Origin of the sequence: Mycobacterium sp. IS-1496 (genome assembly GCF_001499995.1) — a bacterium.
Taxonomy (GTDB): Bacteria; Actinomycetota; Actinomycetes; order Mycobacteriales; family Mycobacteriaceae; genus Mycobacterium.
Genome location: NZ_LQIU01000014.1, coordinates 41,156 through 54,936, shown reverse-complemented (window position 1 = coordinate 54,936; position 13,781 = coordinate 41,156). Strand labels below are relative to the sequence as shown.

General features: G+C 70.6%; 14 protein-coding genes. 9 read left to right on the top strand and 5 right to left on the bottom strand.

Annotated features, from left to right (window positions below):
- Positions 1 to 10: 10 nt before the first annotated feature.
- Positions 11 to 970, top strand: a complete 960-nt coding sequence (locus AU195_RS09990; RefSeq protein WP_059158915.1) for a DNA polymerase domain-containing protein — start codon at positions 11 to 13, stop codon at positions 968 to 970.
- A gap of 33 nt (positions 971 to 1,003) precedes the next feature.
- On the opposite strand, the gene AU195_RS09985 is transcribed toward AU195_RS09990, so the two are convergent.
- Positions 1,004 to 1,843: an SDR family oxidoreductase gene (locus AU195_RS09985; protein ID WP_082703020.1), complete on the bottom strand. Its 840-nt coding sequence runs from the start codon at positions 1,841 to 1,843 to the stop codon at positions 1,004 to 1,006.
- Between the two features lie 25 nt (positions 1,844 to 1,868).
- Here AU195_RS09985 and AU195_RS09980 point away from each other — a divergent pair, with 25 nt between their 5' ends.
- Positions 1,869 to 2,705, top strand: a complete 837-nt coding sequence (locus AU195_RS09980) for a class I SAM-dependent methyltransferase (RefSeq protein WP_059158913.1) — start codon at positions 1,869 to 1,871, stop codon at positions 2,703 to 2,705.
- A gap of 24 nt (positions 2,706 to 2,729) precedes the next feature.
- Here the strand turns inward: AU195_RS09980 and AU195_RS09975 are convergent, their stop codons facing one another.
- Positions 2,730 to 3,293, bottom strand: coding sequence for a TetR/AcrR family transcriptional regulator (locus AU195_RS09975; protein WP_172800535.1), 564 nt, complete (start codon positions 3,291 to 3,293; stop codon positions 2,730 to 2,732).
- A gap of 99 nt (positions 3,294 to 3,392) precedes the next feature.
- Between AU195_RS09975 and AU195_RS09970 the strand changes: the two genes are divergently transcribed.
- The 3 genes from AU195_RS09970 (at position 3,393) to AU195_RS09960 (ending at position 6,835) form a co-directional block, all read left to right on the top strand.
- A complete protein-coding gene (locus tag AU195_RS09970) occupies positions 3,393 to 4,937 on the top strand; it encodes a PucR family transcriptional regulator (protein ID WP_059158911.1) in 1,545 nt (514 codons plus the stop codon).
- A 98-nt stretch (positions 4,938 to 5,035) separates the two neighbouring features.
- Complete coding sequence (locus tag AU195_RS09965; RefSeq protein WP_059158943.1) at positions 5,036 to 6,289, top strand: NAD(P)/FAD-dependent oxidoreductase; 1,254 nt, start codon at positions 5,036 to 5,038, stop codon at positions 6,287 to 6,289.
- 84 nt (positions 6,290 to 6,373) lie between these two features.
- Positions 6,374 to 6,835 carry a GreA/GreB family elongation factor gene (locus AU195_RS09960; protein ID WP_059158910.1) on the top strand — a complete coding sequence of 154 codons (462 nt, stop codon included), beginning with the start codon at positions 6,374 to 6,376 and terminating at the stop codon, positions 6,833 to 6,835.
- A gap of 24 nt (positions 6,836 to 6,859) precedes the next feature.
- Here the strand turns inward: AU195_RS09960 and AU195_RS09955 are convergent, their stop codons facing one another.
- Positions 6,860 to 8,116 (bottom strand): multidrug effflux MFS transporter, encoded by a 1,257-nt coding sequence (locus AU195_RS09955; RefSeq protein ID WP_059158909.1) that lies wholly within the window; start codon positions 8,114 to 8,116, stop codon positions 6,860 to 6,862.
- Between the two features lie 84 nt (positions 8,117 to 8,200).
- On the opposite strand from AU195_RS09955, the gene AU195_RS09950 reads away from it, so the two are divergent.
- Entirely contained in the window at positions 8,201 to 8,692 is a 492-nt protein-coding gene (locus AU195_RS09950) for a MarR family winged helix-turn-helix transcriptional regulator (protein ID WP_059158908.1), read from the top strand.
- 3 nt (positions 8,693 to 8,695) lie between these two features.
- Here AU195_RS09950 and AU195_RS09945 read toward each other — a convergent pair whose 3' ends face one another.
- Positions 8,696 to 9,673, bottom strand: a complete 978-nt coding sequence (locus tag AU195_RS09945) for an NAD-dependent epimerase/dehydratase family protein (RefSeq protein ID WP_059158907.1) — start codon at positions 9,671 to 9,673, stop codon at positions 8,696 to 8,698.
- A 304-nt stretch (positions 9,674 to 9,977) separates the two neighbouring features.
- On the opposite strand from AU195_RS09945, the gene AU195_RS09940 reads away from it, so the two are divergent.
- From AU195_RS09940 to AU195_RS09930, 3 genes are read left to right on the top strand one after another with little or no spacing between them, the layout of a single operon-like run.
- Positions 9,978 to 10,160 (top strand): hypothetical protein, encoded by a 183-nt coding sequence (locus AU195_RS09940; RefSeq protein WP_011768421.1) that lies wholly within the window; start codon positions 9,978 to 9,980, stop codon positions 10,158 to 10,160.
- Between the two features lie 9 nt (positions 10,161 to 10,169).
- Complete coding sequence (locus AU195_RS09935; protein ID WP_059158906.1) at positions 10,170 to 11,384, top strand: cupin domain-containing protein; 1,215 nt, start codon at positions 10,170 to 10,172, stop codon at positions 11,382 to 11,384.
- Positions 11,381 to 12,268: a ferredoxin family protein gene (locus AU195_RS09930; RefSeq protein WP_059158905.1), complete on the top strand. Its 888-nt coding sequence runs from the start codon at positions 11,381 to 11,383 to the stop codon at positions 12,266 to 12,268. The genes AU195_RS09935 and AU195_RS09930 overlap by 4 nt, the downstream gene beginning before the upstream one ends.
- A gap of 12 nt (positions 12,269 to 12,280) precedes the next feature.
- On the opposite strand, the gene AU195_RS09925 is transcribed toward AU195_RS09930, so the two are convergent.
- On the bottom strand, positions 12,281 to 13,657 hold the full coding sequence (locus tag AU195_RS09925) for an MFS transporter (RefSeq protein WP_059158904.1): 1,377 nt from the start codon (positions 13,655 to 13,657) through the stop codon (positions 12,281 to 12,283).
- Between the last annotated feature and the right edge of the window lie 124 nt (positions 13,658 to 13,781).

The window sequence follows — 13,781 nt, the reverse complement described above, 5'->3', positions numbered from 1 at the left end:
AGTCGGACGGGTGAGCGCCGGGGAGAGCCGCGCCGGGGTCGATCTGACCAACCTCGACCAACCGCTGAGCCCGGACGCCGGGGCGACCAAACGCGACCTCGTCGACTACCTGGACGCGGTGGCGGACCGGATCCTGCCCGGTCTGGCCGGGCGGCCGCTGACCGTCCTGCGGATCCTGCGCGGCAGGGCGCCGTTCATGCAGAAGAACGTCCCGAAGTACACCCCGGAGTGGGTGAAGACGGTGACCATCTGGGCGGAGAGCTCACACCGCGAGGTGCGGTACCCGCTGTGCGACGACCGGCGCACGCTGCTGTGGCTGGCCAATCAGCGTGCGGTGGAGTACCACCCGACCCTCGGTCTGGCCGGCGACATCTACCGGCCCACGCATCTCGTACTCGATTTGGACCCACCGACGGACGACGATTTCGCCGCCGTGGTCGCCGTGGCGCATCTGGTGCGCCGGGCGCTCGCCGACAGCGGGTTGGCCGGGGCGGTGAAGACCAGCGGCGCCAAGGGTTTACACGTGTTCGTCCCGGTCGACGACCGCGCGCCGGTCGAGGATGTGGCCGCGGCGACGCGGGCGCTCGCGGCCCGTGCCGAAGCCCTCGACCCGTCGATCGCCACCACCGCGTTCATCGTCGAGGACCGGCAGGGCAAGGTCTTCGTCGACTCCACCCGGGCCGGTGGGGCAACCGTCGCGGCGGCCTACAGCCCCCGGCTGCGCCCGGGGACCCCGGTGTCGTTTCCCGTCGACTGGTCGGACCTGTCCTCGATAGTCCCAACGGATTTCACCGTGCACACCGCCGTCGACGCGCTCGGCGGACGTGACCCGTGGGCGGAGTCGATGCCCGCATCGCAACGGTTACCGGTCGACCTGATCGAACACGGCCGCACCATCCCCGTCGCCCGGGTGGCCGCGATGCACGAGGGCAAGCGCCGCGCCCGGGCCCGCCGCACCGGCGGTGAGTGACGGGCGTCGCGCGTGAACGGCGGACTCAGGGGCTCAGCCGTTCTCGGCGGCCACCCGGGCTCGCTCCCTCATCGACGCGACCACTCCACCGTCGTTGAGGATGTCGGTTCCGGTGAGGTAGCCGGCCCGGTCGCTGACGCAGAAGGCCAACAGTTCGGCCATCTCCTCCGGCATGCCCCAGCGCGGGACGGCGGCGTCGGCAACCATCGCGCCGGCGCCGGCCTGCTCCTCGAGCCGGCCCATCTCGGTGTCGACCGACCCCGGTGACACCGAGACGATCCGCAGTCCCCGCCCGTTGAACCGCTCGGCCTGCGACGAGCTGTACCACTTCACAAAGGCCTTGCTCAGCGCGTAGGCGTAACCGGACCGCGCCTCCTCGGGAGCCATGGCGCAGGCGGCCAGCATGTCGGTCATGAACGTGTCCTCGTCCTCGAGGGCGCGGGCGAACTGTCCGGTCGGGATGATCTCGTCGGGCAGCAGGTGCGCCGCCATCGATGCCACGTTGACGATCGCGGCGCCCTCACCCGCCGTTTTGAAGAAGGTCTCGTTGACGTTCACCGTGCCGATCGCGTTGGTCCGCATGACGTATTCGGCGTCGCCCATGCTGGGACTGACACCCGCGGTGTGGATCACCGACACGACGGGCCCGAGGCTCGACGCGGTGTCGAACAGGGCGGCCACCGCATTCCGGTCGGTCACGTCGCAGTGCACGGCCGTGGGTGCGAGCCCGACGTCCCGCAGCGCGGCGACGGCATCGTCGAGCCGCTCCTTACGGATGTCGCAGAGCACCACGGTGTGGTCGCGCCCGACGATCCGCGCCGTCGCCACACCCATACCGCCCGCACCGCCGGTAATTACCGAGATTCCACTCATCCTCGGACCGTATACGTTGGATGCGGTGAACCACGCGGACAGTGAGAAAGTCGACGCGGGCGCCCTGAGCGGCATCTCGGAGACCGCGCTGCTGACCCTGAACGGCCGGGCTCACCAGGCCCGCCACCCGCAGGCGATCATCGACGACCCGATGGCCATCCGGCTCGTCGACGCCATCGACGTCGACTTCGACAAGTTCGGCCGCAAGGGCCAGGAGATGGCGTTGCGCTCGCTGGCCTTCGACCGGGCGGCCCTCCAGTACCTCGGCGCGCACCCGTCGGCCACGGTCGTCGCGCTCGCCGAGGGTCTGCAGACCAGCTTCTGGCGCCTCAGCGATGCCCGGCCCGACCTCGACTTCCGTTGGCTGACCGTCGATCTCGACCCGGTCATCGCACTGCGGGAGCGACTGCTGCCGCCGTGCGACCGGATCACCACCCTGGCGCAGTCGGCGCTGGACTTCTCGTGGATGGACCGGGTCGATGCCGCCAACGGTGTGTTCATCACCGCCGAGGGGCTGCTGATGTACCTGCAACCCCACGAGTCGATGCGTCTGATCACCGAGTGCGCGAAGCGGTTCCCGGGCGGACAGATGATCTTCGACCTGCCGCCGGTGCTCGTGAAGAAGTTCGCGCCCAAGGGGATGCGGGCCTCCCGCCGGTACCGCGTTCCGCCGATGCCGTTCAGCCTCACACCGAACCAGCTCGCCGATCTGGCCATCACGGTGCCCGGAATCCGCGCGGTGCACGACCTTCCGATGCCGAAGGGCCGCGGTGTGGTGTTCGAGAAACTGTTCCCGGCGTTCTGGCAGTTCCGGCCGACCAAACAGATCCGCGGCGCCTACACCCTGCTGGAATTCGGCTGAGCCTCGCCGCGAGCGGCGCCGAGTTCAGCCGGCCACCGCGTCGGTGAGCAGTGAGGCGATCCGCCGGTGCAGTGCGTCGGTGTCGTCCTCCACGGCGACGGTGGACAGGAACAGCGCCGCACCCGCTGCCATGGCGAGGACGGCCCGGGCGTCGCGTTCGGCGTCGGGATCGTCGGCGTCGCGCGTATGGGCGCCGAACAGGTCGATGGCGGGCCCGCTGAACGCGGCCCACAGCCGCCGCCGCATATCGTCGTTCTCCGACATCGCGAGCAGCAGGCCGGGCACCGCCGCCCGGACCTCGGGCCGGGCGAACAGCTGCCGGCTCCCCCGCACCACCCAGTCGATCCAGCCCCGCCGATCGGTCCCGGCGAACGGCGCCAGGTCCGGGGTGTCACCCAGGATGGCGTGGAACACCAACTCGGACTTCGACGGCCAGCGGCGGTTGATGCTCGACCGGCTCACCCCGGAGCGCGCCGCGATCTGGCGCATGCTCAGGTCGTCCCAGCCGGTCTCCACCAGCAGCTCCCGGGTCACCGCGAGCACCCGCTCGTCGATCGAGCTGTCCCTGGGGCGACCCTGCGCCCTCATGTCCTCCACGCCCGCAATTCAACCGCAGTGTGCGTTAGGCCGGCCCGCCCCGGAACCTCGACACTAGGCTGAGCACGTCGGTCGGCGTGGGGAGCTCGTGTGGTCACTTTGGACCGGCTCGTCAATGTGCTCGGCGGGTACGGAGTCCAGTTCCGGACGGGCTCGACGCCGCGCTCCACCGAGTTGCGCACCGTGGTGATGCGTGAGGACCGCGACGTCGTCGGCGACGTGCTGCTGGCGGTCGGCGCCGATTCCGTGGCCACCGCACTCGAATGGGCCCGCGCGGCCCGGGCGGCGGTGGTGCTGGTCCGCGGCGACCACGGCACAGTCGCGGCGGAGTCCGGGCAGCCCGCGGTGCTGACGGTCGACCCGGACGTGTCGTGGAGCGAACTGGCGGCCGTGGTGTTCGGGCTGGTGCTCGAGGGCCGCGAGACCGAGTCCGGGCGCGGCCCGACCGATCTGTTCGCGCTGGCCGACAGCCTGTCCGATGCGATCGGCGGCGCGGTCACCATCGAGGACCGGCACTGGCGGGTGCTGGCCTACTCGCGGATGCAGCAGCACACCGACGACGCCCGCGTCGCGACCATCCTCGGCCGACAGGCGCCCGACCGGCTGCGCGCGCTGTTCACCGAACGCGGCGTGGCCCGGCACCTGGCGAGCTCCGACGCGCCGATGTTCGTCGCCCCGTCGCCCGAGGACGGGCTCGCCGGCCGGATGGTGATCGCGGCCCGCGCCGGTCGCGAACTGCTCGGCTCGGTGTGGGTGGCGTGCGCCGAGGAACTGCGCGGCGACCAGCTGCGGGCGCTGGCCGACGGGGCCCGCATGGTCGCACTGCACCTGTTACGGTCGCGGGCCAGCGCCGACCTGGAGCGGCAGGTGGAGTCCGACCTGGTCATCGGTCTGCTCGACGGCACGGTGGACGCCCCGACCGTGGTGAGCAAGCTGGCGTTGCCCCCGTCGGGGTTGCGGGTCATCGCGCTGCGGGCCCGCCTCGGCGAAGAACGCCACGCGGCGCTGCTGCTGGCCTTCGAACGCGCCACCACGGGCTTCGGGTGGTCGCGGCCGGGGCGCAGCACGCTGTCGGACACCACCGTCTACACGGTGCTGCCGAGCGAACCGGCCGCCAGCGCGCGGCACTGGGTCGACAGCCTGCGTGCCGCGCTGCCGGAGCGGGCCGCCATACTCGCCGGGATCAGCAGCACCGCAACGGTTCTCGAGCTCCCCACGGCTCGTGACGAAGCCGACGAATGTCTGGCGCTGCACGAACTGCAGGGCGGCGTCGGCGAGGCGCCCGCCTACGACGAGTCCTGGGACGACATCGTGCTGCGTCGGCTGCGGATCGCCGCCCGCGTCGGCCGTACCCCGCAGCGCGGTCCGGTGGCGGATCTGCGGCGCCACGACGAGCACCACGCGACCCGCTACGTCGACACGCTGCGGGCCTGGCTGGCCGCGCAGGGTGACCTGCACGAGGCGGCCGAACGCCTCGGCGTGCACGAGAACACCGTGCGCTACCGGCTGCGCAAGATGGCCGAGGTGACCGACCTCGACCTCACCGATGCGCGCAAGCGGCTGGCCATGACGGTCGAACTCGCCGCTACAGACGACGACGGTTTCACGTTGTCGGGCCCCGACAAATCCTCCTAGCCGTGTTGTCCTGAGCGGGCAACCGCCTCACGCCTCCGCCCGCCATCATCGGTGGGGACAGTGCTGCCCGGAGCAGCCGTCCAGTGGGAGGTGACGTGATGTTCGGCGGGGACGGATTCGACGGCGGGCCACGATCGGTGATCGTGGTGGGCGCCGGCATCGTCGGCCTGTCCACCGCCTGGTTCCTGCAGGAACGCGGCGTCGAGGTGACGGTCGTCGACCGCGGCGGCGTGGCCGCGGGCGCATCCTGGGGTAACGCCGGGTGGGTGTCGCCGGCGCTGACGATCCCGCTCAACCAGCCGTCGGTGCTGGGGTACGGCCTGCGGTCGCTGGCGAATCCGGCCGCGCCGTTGCACGTGCCCGCCCGCGCCGACGTTCGGCTGTGGTCGTTCCTGACCCGCTTCGCGGCCAACTGCCGACGGTCGTCGTGGGACCGCGCGGTCACCGCCAACCTGCCGTTCAACGCCGAATGCCTCGAGGCGTTCGACGTGCTGACCGGCAACGGCGTCGACGCGCCGACCACCGACTGCCCGATCACTGCGATGTTCACCTCACAGCGCCGCGCCGCGCATCTGCTCAACGAGCTGGGCGCGTTGCGGGAGGCCGGCCAGGACGTGTCCTACCGTCGCCTCACCCGCGCCGAGCTCGAGGACTACGTACCGCTGGCATCGCGGGCGGTGACGGTCGGCGTCAGCGTCGAGAACCAGCGGTTCGTGGACCCGGGACGGTTCACCCACGCGCTGGCCCGCGCCGTCGTGGCGCGCGGCGCGACCATCGCGGAGGTGGACGTCGTCGACGTGCTGCCGGACCGTCGGGGCGCGCGCGTCTATCCGCGGACCGGTACACCGCTGACCGCCGACGCCGCCGTGATCGCCACCGGCGCGTGGTTGTCGACGCTCGCCGACCGCTGGGTCCGCACGCCGGTGCGCGCCGGCCGGGGTTATTCGTTCACCGTGCCCGTCGACCGCCCGCTGCCGGGTCCGTTCTATCTGCCCGAGGTGCGGGTGGCGTGCACGCCGTACCAGGGCGCGCTGCGTGTCGCGGGCACCATGGAGTTCCGCGAACCGGACGAGCCGGTGATCCCGGCCCGCGTCGAGGCGATCGTGTCCTCGGCCGCACCGCTGCTCGACGGCGTGCGCTGGGGTGAGCGCACCCACGAGTGGGTGGGTCCGCGGCCGGTCACCACCGACGGCCGTCCGCTCATCGGAGCGGCGGCACCCGGCGTCTTCGTCGCCGGCGGACACGGCATGTGGGGGCTCGCGCACGGCCCCGTCACCGGTCGCCTGCTCGCCGAGCAGATCACCACCGGTAAGCAACCCGAGGCGCTGCGGGCCGTCGACCCGCTGCGCTGACCACGAACCCGCATCGAGTCGTCAGGGGCGGCGCATCGGCCCGCCCCTGACGACGATTCCGGCGCTATTCATCGAGGAGGACCCGTGACCACGGCACAACGCATTTGGATGACCCCGGTCGCCTATCGGCGCCTGCAGGACGAGCTGACCGAACTGCGCACGCTGATCTCCACCGAGGCCGCCGACGACGGCGAGGAGAACACCGTCGCGGTGCAGCGGGCCCGCCAGGCTCGTATCCAGCAGATCCATGATCTGCTGCTCAACGCCGTGGTCGGCGAGGATCCGCCCGACGACGGGGTCGCCGAACCCGGCATGGTGCTGACCGTCCGGTTCGACCAGACCGGGGACCAGGAGACGTTCCTGCTGGGGGTCCGCGGGGCGGAGTACGGCGATCTCGAGGTGTACTCGGTGAACTCGCCGCTCGGTGAGGCACTGATCGGCGCCCGCGCGGGTGACCGACGCACGTACGAGGTGCCCAGCGGTGCGTCGGTCCCGGTGACGCTGCTCAAGGCGGTGCCGTTCGGGATGCACCACACACGCGACTGATTCGCGCCGAGCCGGAGGTGCTGCTCAGCCGGTGACCGCCGGCTCGCACACCGCGGCGGCCTCCTCGGCCTCGTCGCGGGGTACGTGGCCGCGGGTGAGAAGGACGAATGAGGCGGCCGCGAGCAGCGCGAACCCGAACATCACCACGCCCATCGGCACCGCGTCGGCCTGACCCGCCAACCCGACCAGAGGCGGGGTCAGCGCCCCGGTTCCGTACTGCAGGAACCCGAGCACGGCCGAGCCGGTCCCGGCGGCGTGTCTGACCTCGGTGGTGGCCAGCATCGCGGCGTTGGCGTAGATGAAGCCGACCGAACCCATGAAGCAGGCCATCAAACCGATTGTCGCCCAAGCGGTCACGTGTCCCACGGTGACCGTCACCAACAGCAGCGTGGTGACCGTGACCATCGCGAACACCCCGCCCCGCAGCACCGAGCGGGGCGAGACGCTCTTGACCAGCCGGGCCGAGATCGCACTGCCCGCACCGACGGCCAGCGCGCAGGACCCGAAGGTCAGCGAGTACATGCCCGGGGACAGCCCGATGATGTTCTGCAGGACGAACGGCGAGGCCGAGATGTAGGCGAACATCGCCCCCGCGGCGAAGGCCATGGTGAGCGTGTAGCCGATGTAGTGCCGGTTGCCGAGCACGCTGCGTGCGCTGGTGAGGAACGCGTCGAGCCCACCGGGGCGGCGACGTTCGGCCGGTAGCGACTCGGGCGCGAAGAAGACCACGCCGAGCAGCATGAGCAGGTTCATCAACGCCAGCACCGCGAAGACGGCCCGCCATCCCACGGTGGTGACGACGGCGCCGCCGAGCATGGGCGCCGTGATCGGGGCCAGCACGCTGATGAGCATCATCACCGCGAACAGTCGCGCGGCGTCGGCGCCGCGGGCGCGGTCGGCGATGATCGCGCGGGCCAGCACCACCCCGGCCGCGCCGGCGAATCCCTGCGCGAACCGCAGGCCGACGAGGATCTCGATCGACGGCGCCACGATGCACAGTGCGCTCGCGGCCAGACACAGCAAGGTTCCGATGAGCAGGGGCCCGCGCCGGCCGTATCGGTCAGACAGCGGACCGATCACGAGTTGGCCGACCGCGAGTCCGACGAGGAAGGTGGTCAACGTCAGCTGGATCATCGACGCGGACGTTCCGAACTCCTCCGCCATCTGCGGAAACGCCGACAGATACATGTCGATGGAGAACGGCGCCACCGCATTGAGCAGGGCGAGGACGGCGATCAGCGCCGCCGACGGCGATCCGGCCGCCACGACCTTTCCCGGCATGGATTTCCTTCCAGCGTGCGCGGCGGACCCGGCACTACCTTTGAAACCATACGTATCTAGAAATACATGTGTCAAAATATCCATATGGCGGATGTGAGCGAACCCACCGGCGGCCACCGCGACCTGGCGCTCGCCCTGCACGACCTGTCGTGGCGGATCGCCCGGTTCGGCCCGGCGCAGGTGGGCCTGGAGCCGCTACCCGCCTCGGAGCTCACGGTGCTGCGGGCGGTGATGGACGAGCCCGGCCGCAGCGTGTCCGAGGTGGCCGCGGCCACGACCATGCAGTCGAGCAACGTCAGCACGGCGGTCCGCTCGCTGATGGAACGCGGACTGCTCGACAAACACGCCGACCCGCGCGACCGCCGGGTCTCGCTGCTGCAGCCGACGTCCCGCGCGCTCGCCGAGCGGGAGGCCATCGAGAACGCCATCACACGCTCGGTGTCCGCTGCGCTCACCGCGCTGCCCGACACCCACGTCGACGCGCTCGTCGCGGCCATCCCGGCGATCCGCGAGCTGACCGCCGAGGTCGCACCATCGCTGACCGTACGGATCGGTGCCACGCAGCGCGGCGCCTGACGGTTACGGACCCGGCGTGAACGACGCGATGATCGCGTCGGTCGGCGACCGCCACGTCAGGCCGAAGTCGGCCAGAGTGGCCGAGTCGTCGGTCGGGGTCGCGGCCGTGAGCAGCAGCGCGGCCTCGTAGGAGAGCCCGTCGCCGAGCGGCACGATGCCGGCCAGCGTGTCGCCGATTCGGCTCATCCCGCGAAAGACGCCTTGGCTCAACGGGATCCGCCGGATCCGTCGACCCGACCCGCGCTCGAGCGCGTCGATCATCCCGTCGAAGGTGATCAGTTCGCCACCGCACACATACCGTCGCGGCCCACGGCCGGGTTTCATCACCGCCGCGTGGACGGCGGCGACGTCACGCACGTCGATCATCTGCATCCCGCCACGCAACCTGGGGGCCACCCCGAACCGCACGATCGGCGCCCACCCGCGTTCGGTGACGCCGGGTGCGGTGTGGAACGCCGGACCCACCACGCTCGACGGGTAGGTGACGACGACGGGCGCTCCGTCGGCCTGGAGCCGCCTGGCGGCCCGGTCGGCGTACCCCTTGGTCTTCGCGTAGGCGCTGCGGCCGTTCGCCGGCGGCGTGTCCGGGCCGATGATCCCGTCGGGCGGTGGGAACAGTGAGCTGTAGCTGCTCACCGATACGACGGGGTCGAGGCCGGCGCGGACGGCCTGGGTGAGCAGCGCCTCCGTCGCGTAGGCGTTGACCTCCCACATCAGTGCCGCGCGCCGGTTGTCGGTGCCCACCACGCCCGCCCCGTGCAGCACGGCGTCGCAGCCGTCGAGCAGCCGGTCGATGGTCGTGGCATCGCGGATGTCACCGGAGAACACCTCGACGTCTCCGAGTTCGGCGAGGCGGTCGAGTACCGTGGCACCTTCGGCGTCGGGCCCGACGAGCAGCCGTACCCGATGGCCGTCGGCCAGAAGCGCACGGACGCAATGGGCCCCCACGTATCCGGTTCCACCGGTGACGCCGATCAGCATCGATCCTCCTCCTTCGAACGCGGTGCGCGTATCGCGCGTTACGGTACCAGTGGCATCGTTATAGGACGATCAGCCCGCCGGACACCACCGTCGCATTCGAGTACGGCATGCTCGAAATCATCTGGCGGGCAGCGGATGCCACGGTTCGGCACCGATGGCCCCAGCGAAGATCACCGAACGCCGTTTCACCGGGCCTGACATCGGCAACACTGGCAGGGCAGCGTGCCGGTACCCCGTCCGCTCTCGGCCGCCCTGACGGCCGGAGTCGGTACTCGACGCGGTTGCGGTGACAGAAAGGAACACCATGGCGCTCGACGACGACGACATCACCACCACGCCCGGCGGCGGAGAAGGCACCGCTGACGGCGGATCCAACCCCGAGGGCCACGACGGCGGAGCCGACGGCACCGCTGACGCCGGCGAGGGAACCGCCGACGGCGGCTCGAACCCGGAAGGCCACGACGGCGGAGCCGACGGCACCGCCTGACCGATCGACATGCTGAGCCGCTGCATCGCCACCGACCCGCACACGTTCGCCACCGAACACTGGGGTCGCCGACCGCTGCTCAGCCGTTCCGAGGCGCTGCCCCGCGACTTCGGGGATCTGCTCTCGCCCGGCATGGTCGACGAGCTGATCGCCGAGCGCGGGGTACGCGCCCCGTTCATCCGGCTCGCCAAAGAGGGTGACGTCCTCGCCAAGGACTGCTACCTCGGGCCGGCCGGGTTCGGCGCGGAGATGCCCGACCAGGTCGACTCCGCCAAGGTGCTCACCCAGTTCGCCGGGGGCGCAACCATCGTGCTGCAGGGTCTGCACCGTCTCTGGCCGCCGGTGATCGACTTCGTCCGCCACCTCGTCGACGACCTCGGCCATCCGGTCCAGGCCAACGCCTACATCACGCCCCCGGACAACCAGGGCTTCGAACCGCACTACGACGTCCACGACGTCTTCGTGCTGCAGACGGCAGGCCAGAAGCGCTGGGTCGTCCACGAACCCGTCCATCCGCACCCGCTGCCGTCGCAGCCGTGGACGCGACACCGGGCCGCGGTGGCCCGGCGCGCCGCCGCCGAACCCGTGGTCGACACCGTGCTGTCCGCCGGTGACGCGCTGTATCTCCCTCGCGGATGGGTGCATTCGGCTCAGGCCCTCGACACGACGTCGATCCACCTCACTATCGGAGTGTCGGCCGTGACGGGCGTCGACGTGGCCCGCGCCGTCGTCGACGTGCTGGCGGACGACCCCGCGTTCCGGGCGTCGCTGCCCATGGGCGGCGACCCGGCCGATCACGATGAGATCATCGCCACGGTGACCAAGGTGATGGCGCAGATGGTCGAGACCATGCGCGACGATGCGACCGCGCTCAGCGGCGCGGCCGCAGATCGGTTGACGCGCAGGCACACCGAACGGACCCGTCCGGTCGCCGTCCGTCCGTTGGCGACGCTGGACGCGGCCGCGCACGCCGACACCACCCCGGTGCGCTGGCGCCACGGGCTGGTCGCGACGGTCGACACCGCCGGTGACCGGATCGCGCTGCGACTACCCGACCGGGTCATCTCCTTCCCCGCCTCCTGCGCGGAGGCGGTGCTCGCGCTGCACCGCGGGATGGTGGCCGACGCGGGCAACCTCCCCGGACTCGACCGGGCCGACGGCACCGTGCTGATCCGCAGACTGCTGCGCGAAGCGGTCGTGACACCGGCGCCGGCCACCGCATGACGATGCGCAAGCGCACGCCGTGCAGTGACCAGTCGCTGCATCGTGGCGATCCGATGTACGGCACCGCCTCAGCCGGGACCTCGTGGGTGTTGCTCGAACTGCCCGGCGGCTGGGGGCCTTCGGCGTTCCTGCAATCGCCCGCGGTGATCGATCCCGAACTCGGACGGGCGATCGTCCGCCGCATCGAGGGCGCCAAGATGCGCATCGCCGCCATCCGCCGCCACGGCCGTCGGTCCGCCACCCCCCGGTGGCGGTGGTTCGTGGCCAGGACGGGGCTCGGCAGCGAGGCGCTGTACTCCGGGGAGGTCGACGCCCCGGGCGACTACCTCGACCTCGCACTGGACGGATCCGACGGCGCCCTGTCCACCGATCCGGTCGTGGCCGTCTGCGCGCACGGCAGACATGACCAGTGCTGCGCGGTGCGCGGCCGCGGCGCCATCGCGGCCATCGCCGCCGCCTATCCCGAAAGTGCCTGGGAGTGTTCCCATCTGGGCGGTGACCGCTTCGCGGCGACGATGCTCATCCTGCCGGAGGGGCTGTGTTACGGGCGGGTGGACTCCACCGATGCGGCCGAGCTCGTCCGGCTCTATCACGACGGCCGGTTGGACAACCGGTACCTGCGTGGCCGCACCTCGCTGCCGCATGCGGTGCAGGCGGCGCAGTATTTCGCGCGCGAGAAGTACGGGGACGATCGCATCGCGAGCCTCTCACCGCTGTCCGTCGAGCGGGACGACGACGTCCACCGGGTGGTGCTCGACGGCGACGCTGGCCCGGTCGAGGTGACGCTCGACGAAGGGTGGTCGGAACCGCTGCTGTCGCAGTGTCACGCCAAAGTGCCCGGGCGCGTGAAGGTCTATCACCTGGTGTCGATGACACCGGCCTGACCGCCGGGCCGGTCAGCGGACCGCCGGCTCGGGCACCTTCCAGGCGCTGCCCTGTTCGCGGTCCAGCGCGGTGATCCCCTTGTTCTTCAAGCCGAAGATGTAGACCAGCAGGCTGACCCCGATCACCACCGTGACGTACACGATGAACAGACCGATCCGGTCGGCCGACTTCGCCCCCTGATACAGCAGCGGCGCCGTGCCGCCGAACGCCGAATTGGCCAGCGCGTAGCCCAATCCGACACCGAGCGCGCGGACGTCGGCGGGGAACAACTCCGCCTTCACGATCGCGTTGACCGACGTGTAGCCGGTCAGGATCACGTACCCGACCGCGGTCAGCGCGAACGCCATCAGCGGCGACGTGGTCTGCGGCAGGTACGTCAACAGCACATAGGTGTAGAGGACGCCGCCGACGGCGAAGGAGACCAGCAGGGGTTTGCGGCCCACCTTGTCGCTGAGCAACCCGCCGAGCGGCTGCAGCAACATCAGGAAGATCAGGCCGAGCAGGTTGATCCACGTCCCGGTCAGCGCCCGATCGTCTCCGAAGGTGGACTTCACGATCGCCGGTGCGTTGATCGTGTACGTGTAGAACGCCACCGTGCCGCCCGCGGTGATGAGGAAGCACAGCAGCAGGGCCCGCCAGTGCGTGGTGAACAGCGCCTTCACCGAACCGGCCTCGCGGTCCTTGCCTTCGCGGATCGCTTCCAGGTGGGAGTCGCTGAGCGATTCGTCCATCGAACGGCGCATCCACAGCACCACCAGGGCCGCGATGCCGCCGATGAAGAAGCCGATCCGCCAACCCCATTCGGTCACCGCCTCGACGTCCAGGACGGCGAGCGCGATCAGCAGCGTGAACTGCGCGAGCACGTGCCCACCGACGAGGGTGACGTACTGGAACGACGACAGGAAGCCGCGCCTGCGCGGGGTGGCCGCCTCGGACATGTACGTCGCCGAGGTGCCGTACTCACCGCCGGTGGCGAACCCCTGCAGGAGCCTGGCCGCGATGAGGATCACCGCCGCCCAGTAGCCGATGACCTCCCGGGTGGGCATGACGGCGACCACGAACGAGCACGACGACATCACGGTGATGCTGACCATCAACGCGGCCTTGCGCCCCCGCCGGTCCGCGAAGCGCCCGAAGAACCACGAACCCACCGGCCGCATCACGAACGTCACCGCGAAGATCGCGTAGATGTACAGCGTGGAGTTCTCGTCGTCGGAATCGAAGAACTGCGCCTCGAAGTACGTCGCGAACACGGTGTAGACGTAGACGTCGTACCACTCGACCAGGTTTCCCGCCGACCCCCTGATGGTGTTGAGGACGGCACGCCGTGTGCTCGTGGGAGCCCGTGTCGGGCCGGTCGTGTCGGTCGGCGTCTCCCCATCGCTCATCGGGGGACGATAACGCGGATGGCGGCCCGTCCGGCGGGGATCGGTCACGAAACGCGGGGCAAACACTCGGCCCGATCTGAGCAAACACCCTGCACCCACGCCGGCTTTGCCCCAGAATCACTGC

Coding starts and splice junctions, on each gene's coding strand:
- AU195_RS09940 (WP_011768421.1), top strand. CDS start 9,978: ATGGCGCTCGACGACGACGACATCACCACCACGCCCGGCGGCGGAGAA.
- AU195_RS09925 (WP_059158904.1), bottom strand. CDS start 13,657: ATGAGCGATGGGGAGACGCCGACCGACACGACCGGCCCGACACGGGCT.
- AU195_RS09975 (WP_172800535.1), bottom strand. CDS start 3,293: ATGAGGGCGCAGGGTCGCCCCAGGGACAGCTCGATCGACGAGCGGGTG.
- AU195_RS09950 (WP_059158908.1), top strand. CDS start 8,201: ATGGCGGATGTGAGCGAACCCACCGGCGGCCACCGCGACCTGGCGCTC.
- AU195_RS09945 (WP_059158907.1), bottom strand. CDS start 9,673: ATGCTGATCGGCGTCACCGGTGGAACCGGATACGTGGGGGCCCATTGC.
- AU195_RS09930 (WP_059158905.1), top strand. CDS start 11,381: ATGACGATGCGCAAGCGCACGCCGTGCAGTGACCAGTCGCTGCATCGT.
- AU195_RS09935 (WP_059158906.1), top strand. CDS start 10,170: ATGCTGAGCCGCTGCATCGCCACCGACCCGCACACGTTCGCCACCGAA.
- AU195_RS09985 (WP_082703020.1), bottom strand. CDS start 1,843: ATGAGTGGAATCTCGGTAATTACCGGCGGTGCGGGCGGTATGGGTGTG.
- AU195_RS09965 (WP_059158943.1), top strand. CDS start 5,036: ATGTTCGGCGGGGACGGATTCGACGGCGGGCCACGATCGGTGATCGTG.
- AU195_RS09955 (WP_059158909.1), bottom strand. CDS start 8,116: ATGCCGGGAAAGGTCGTGGCGGCCGGATCGCCGTCGGCGGCGCTGATC.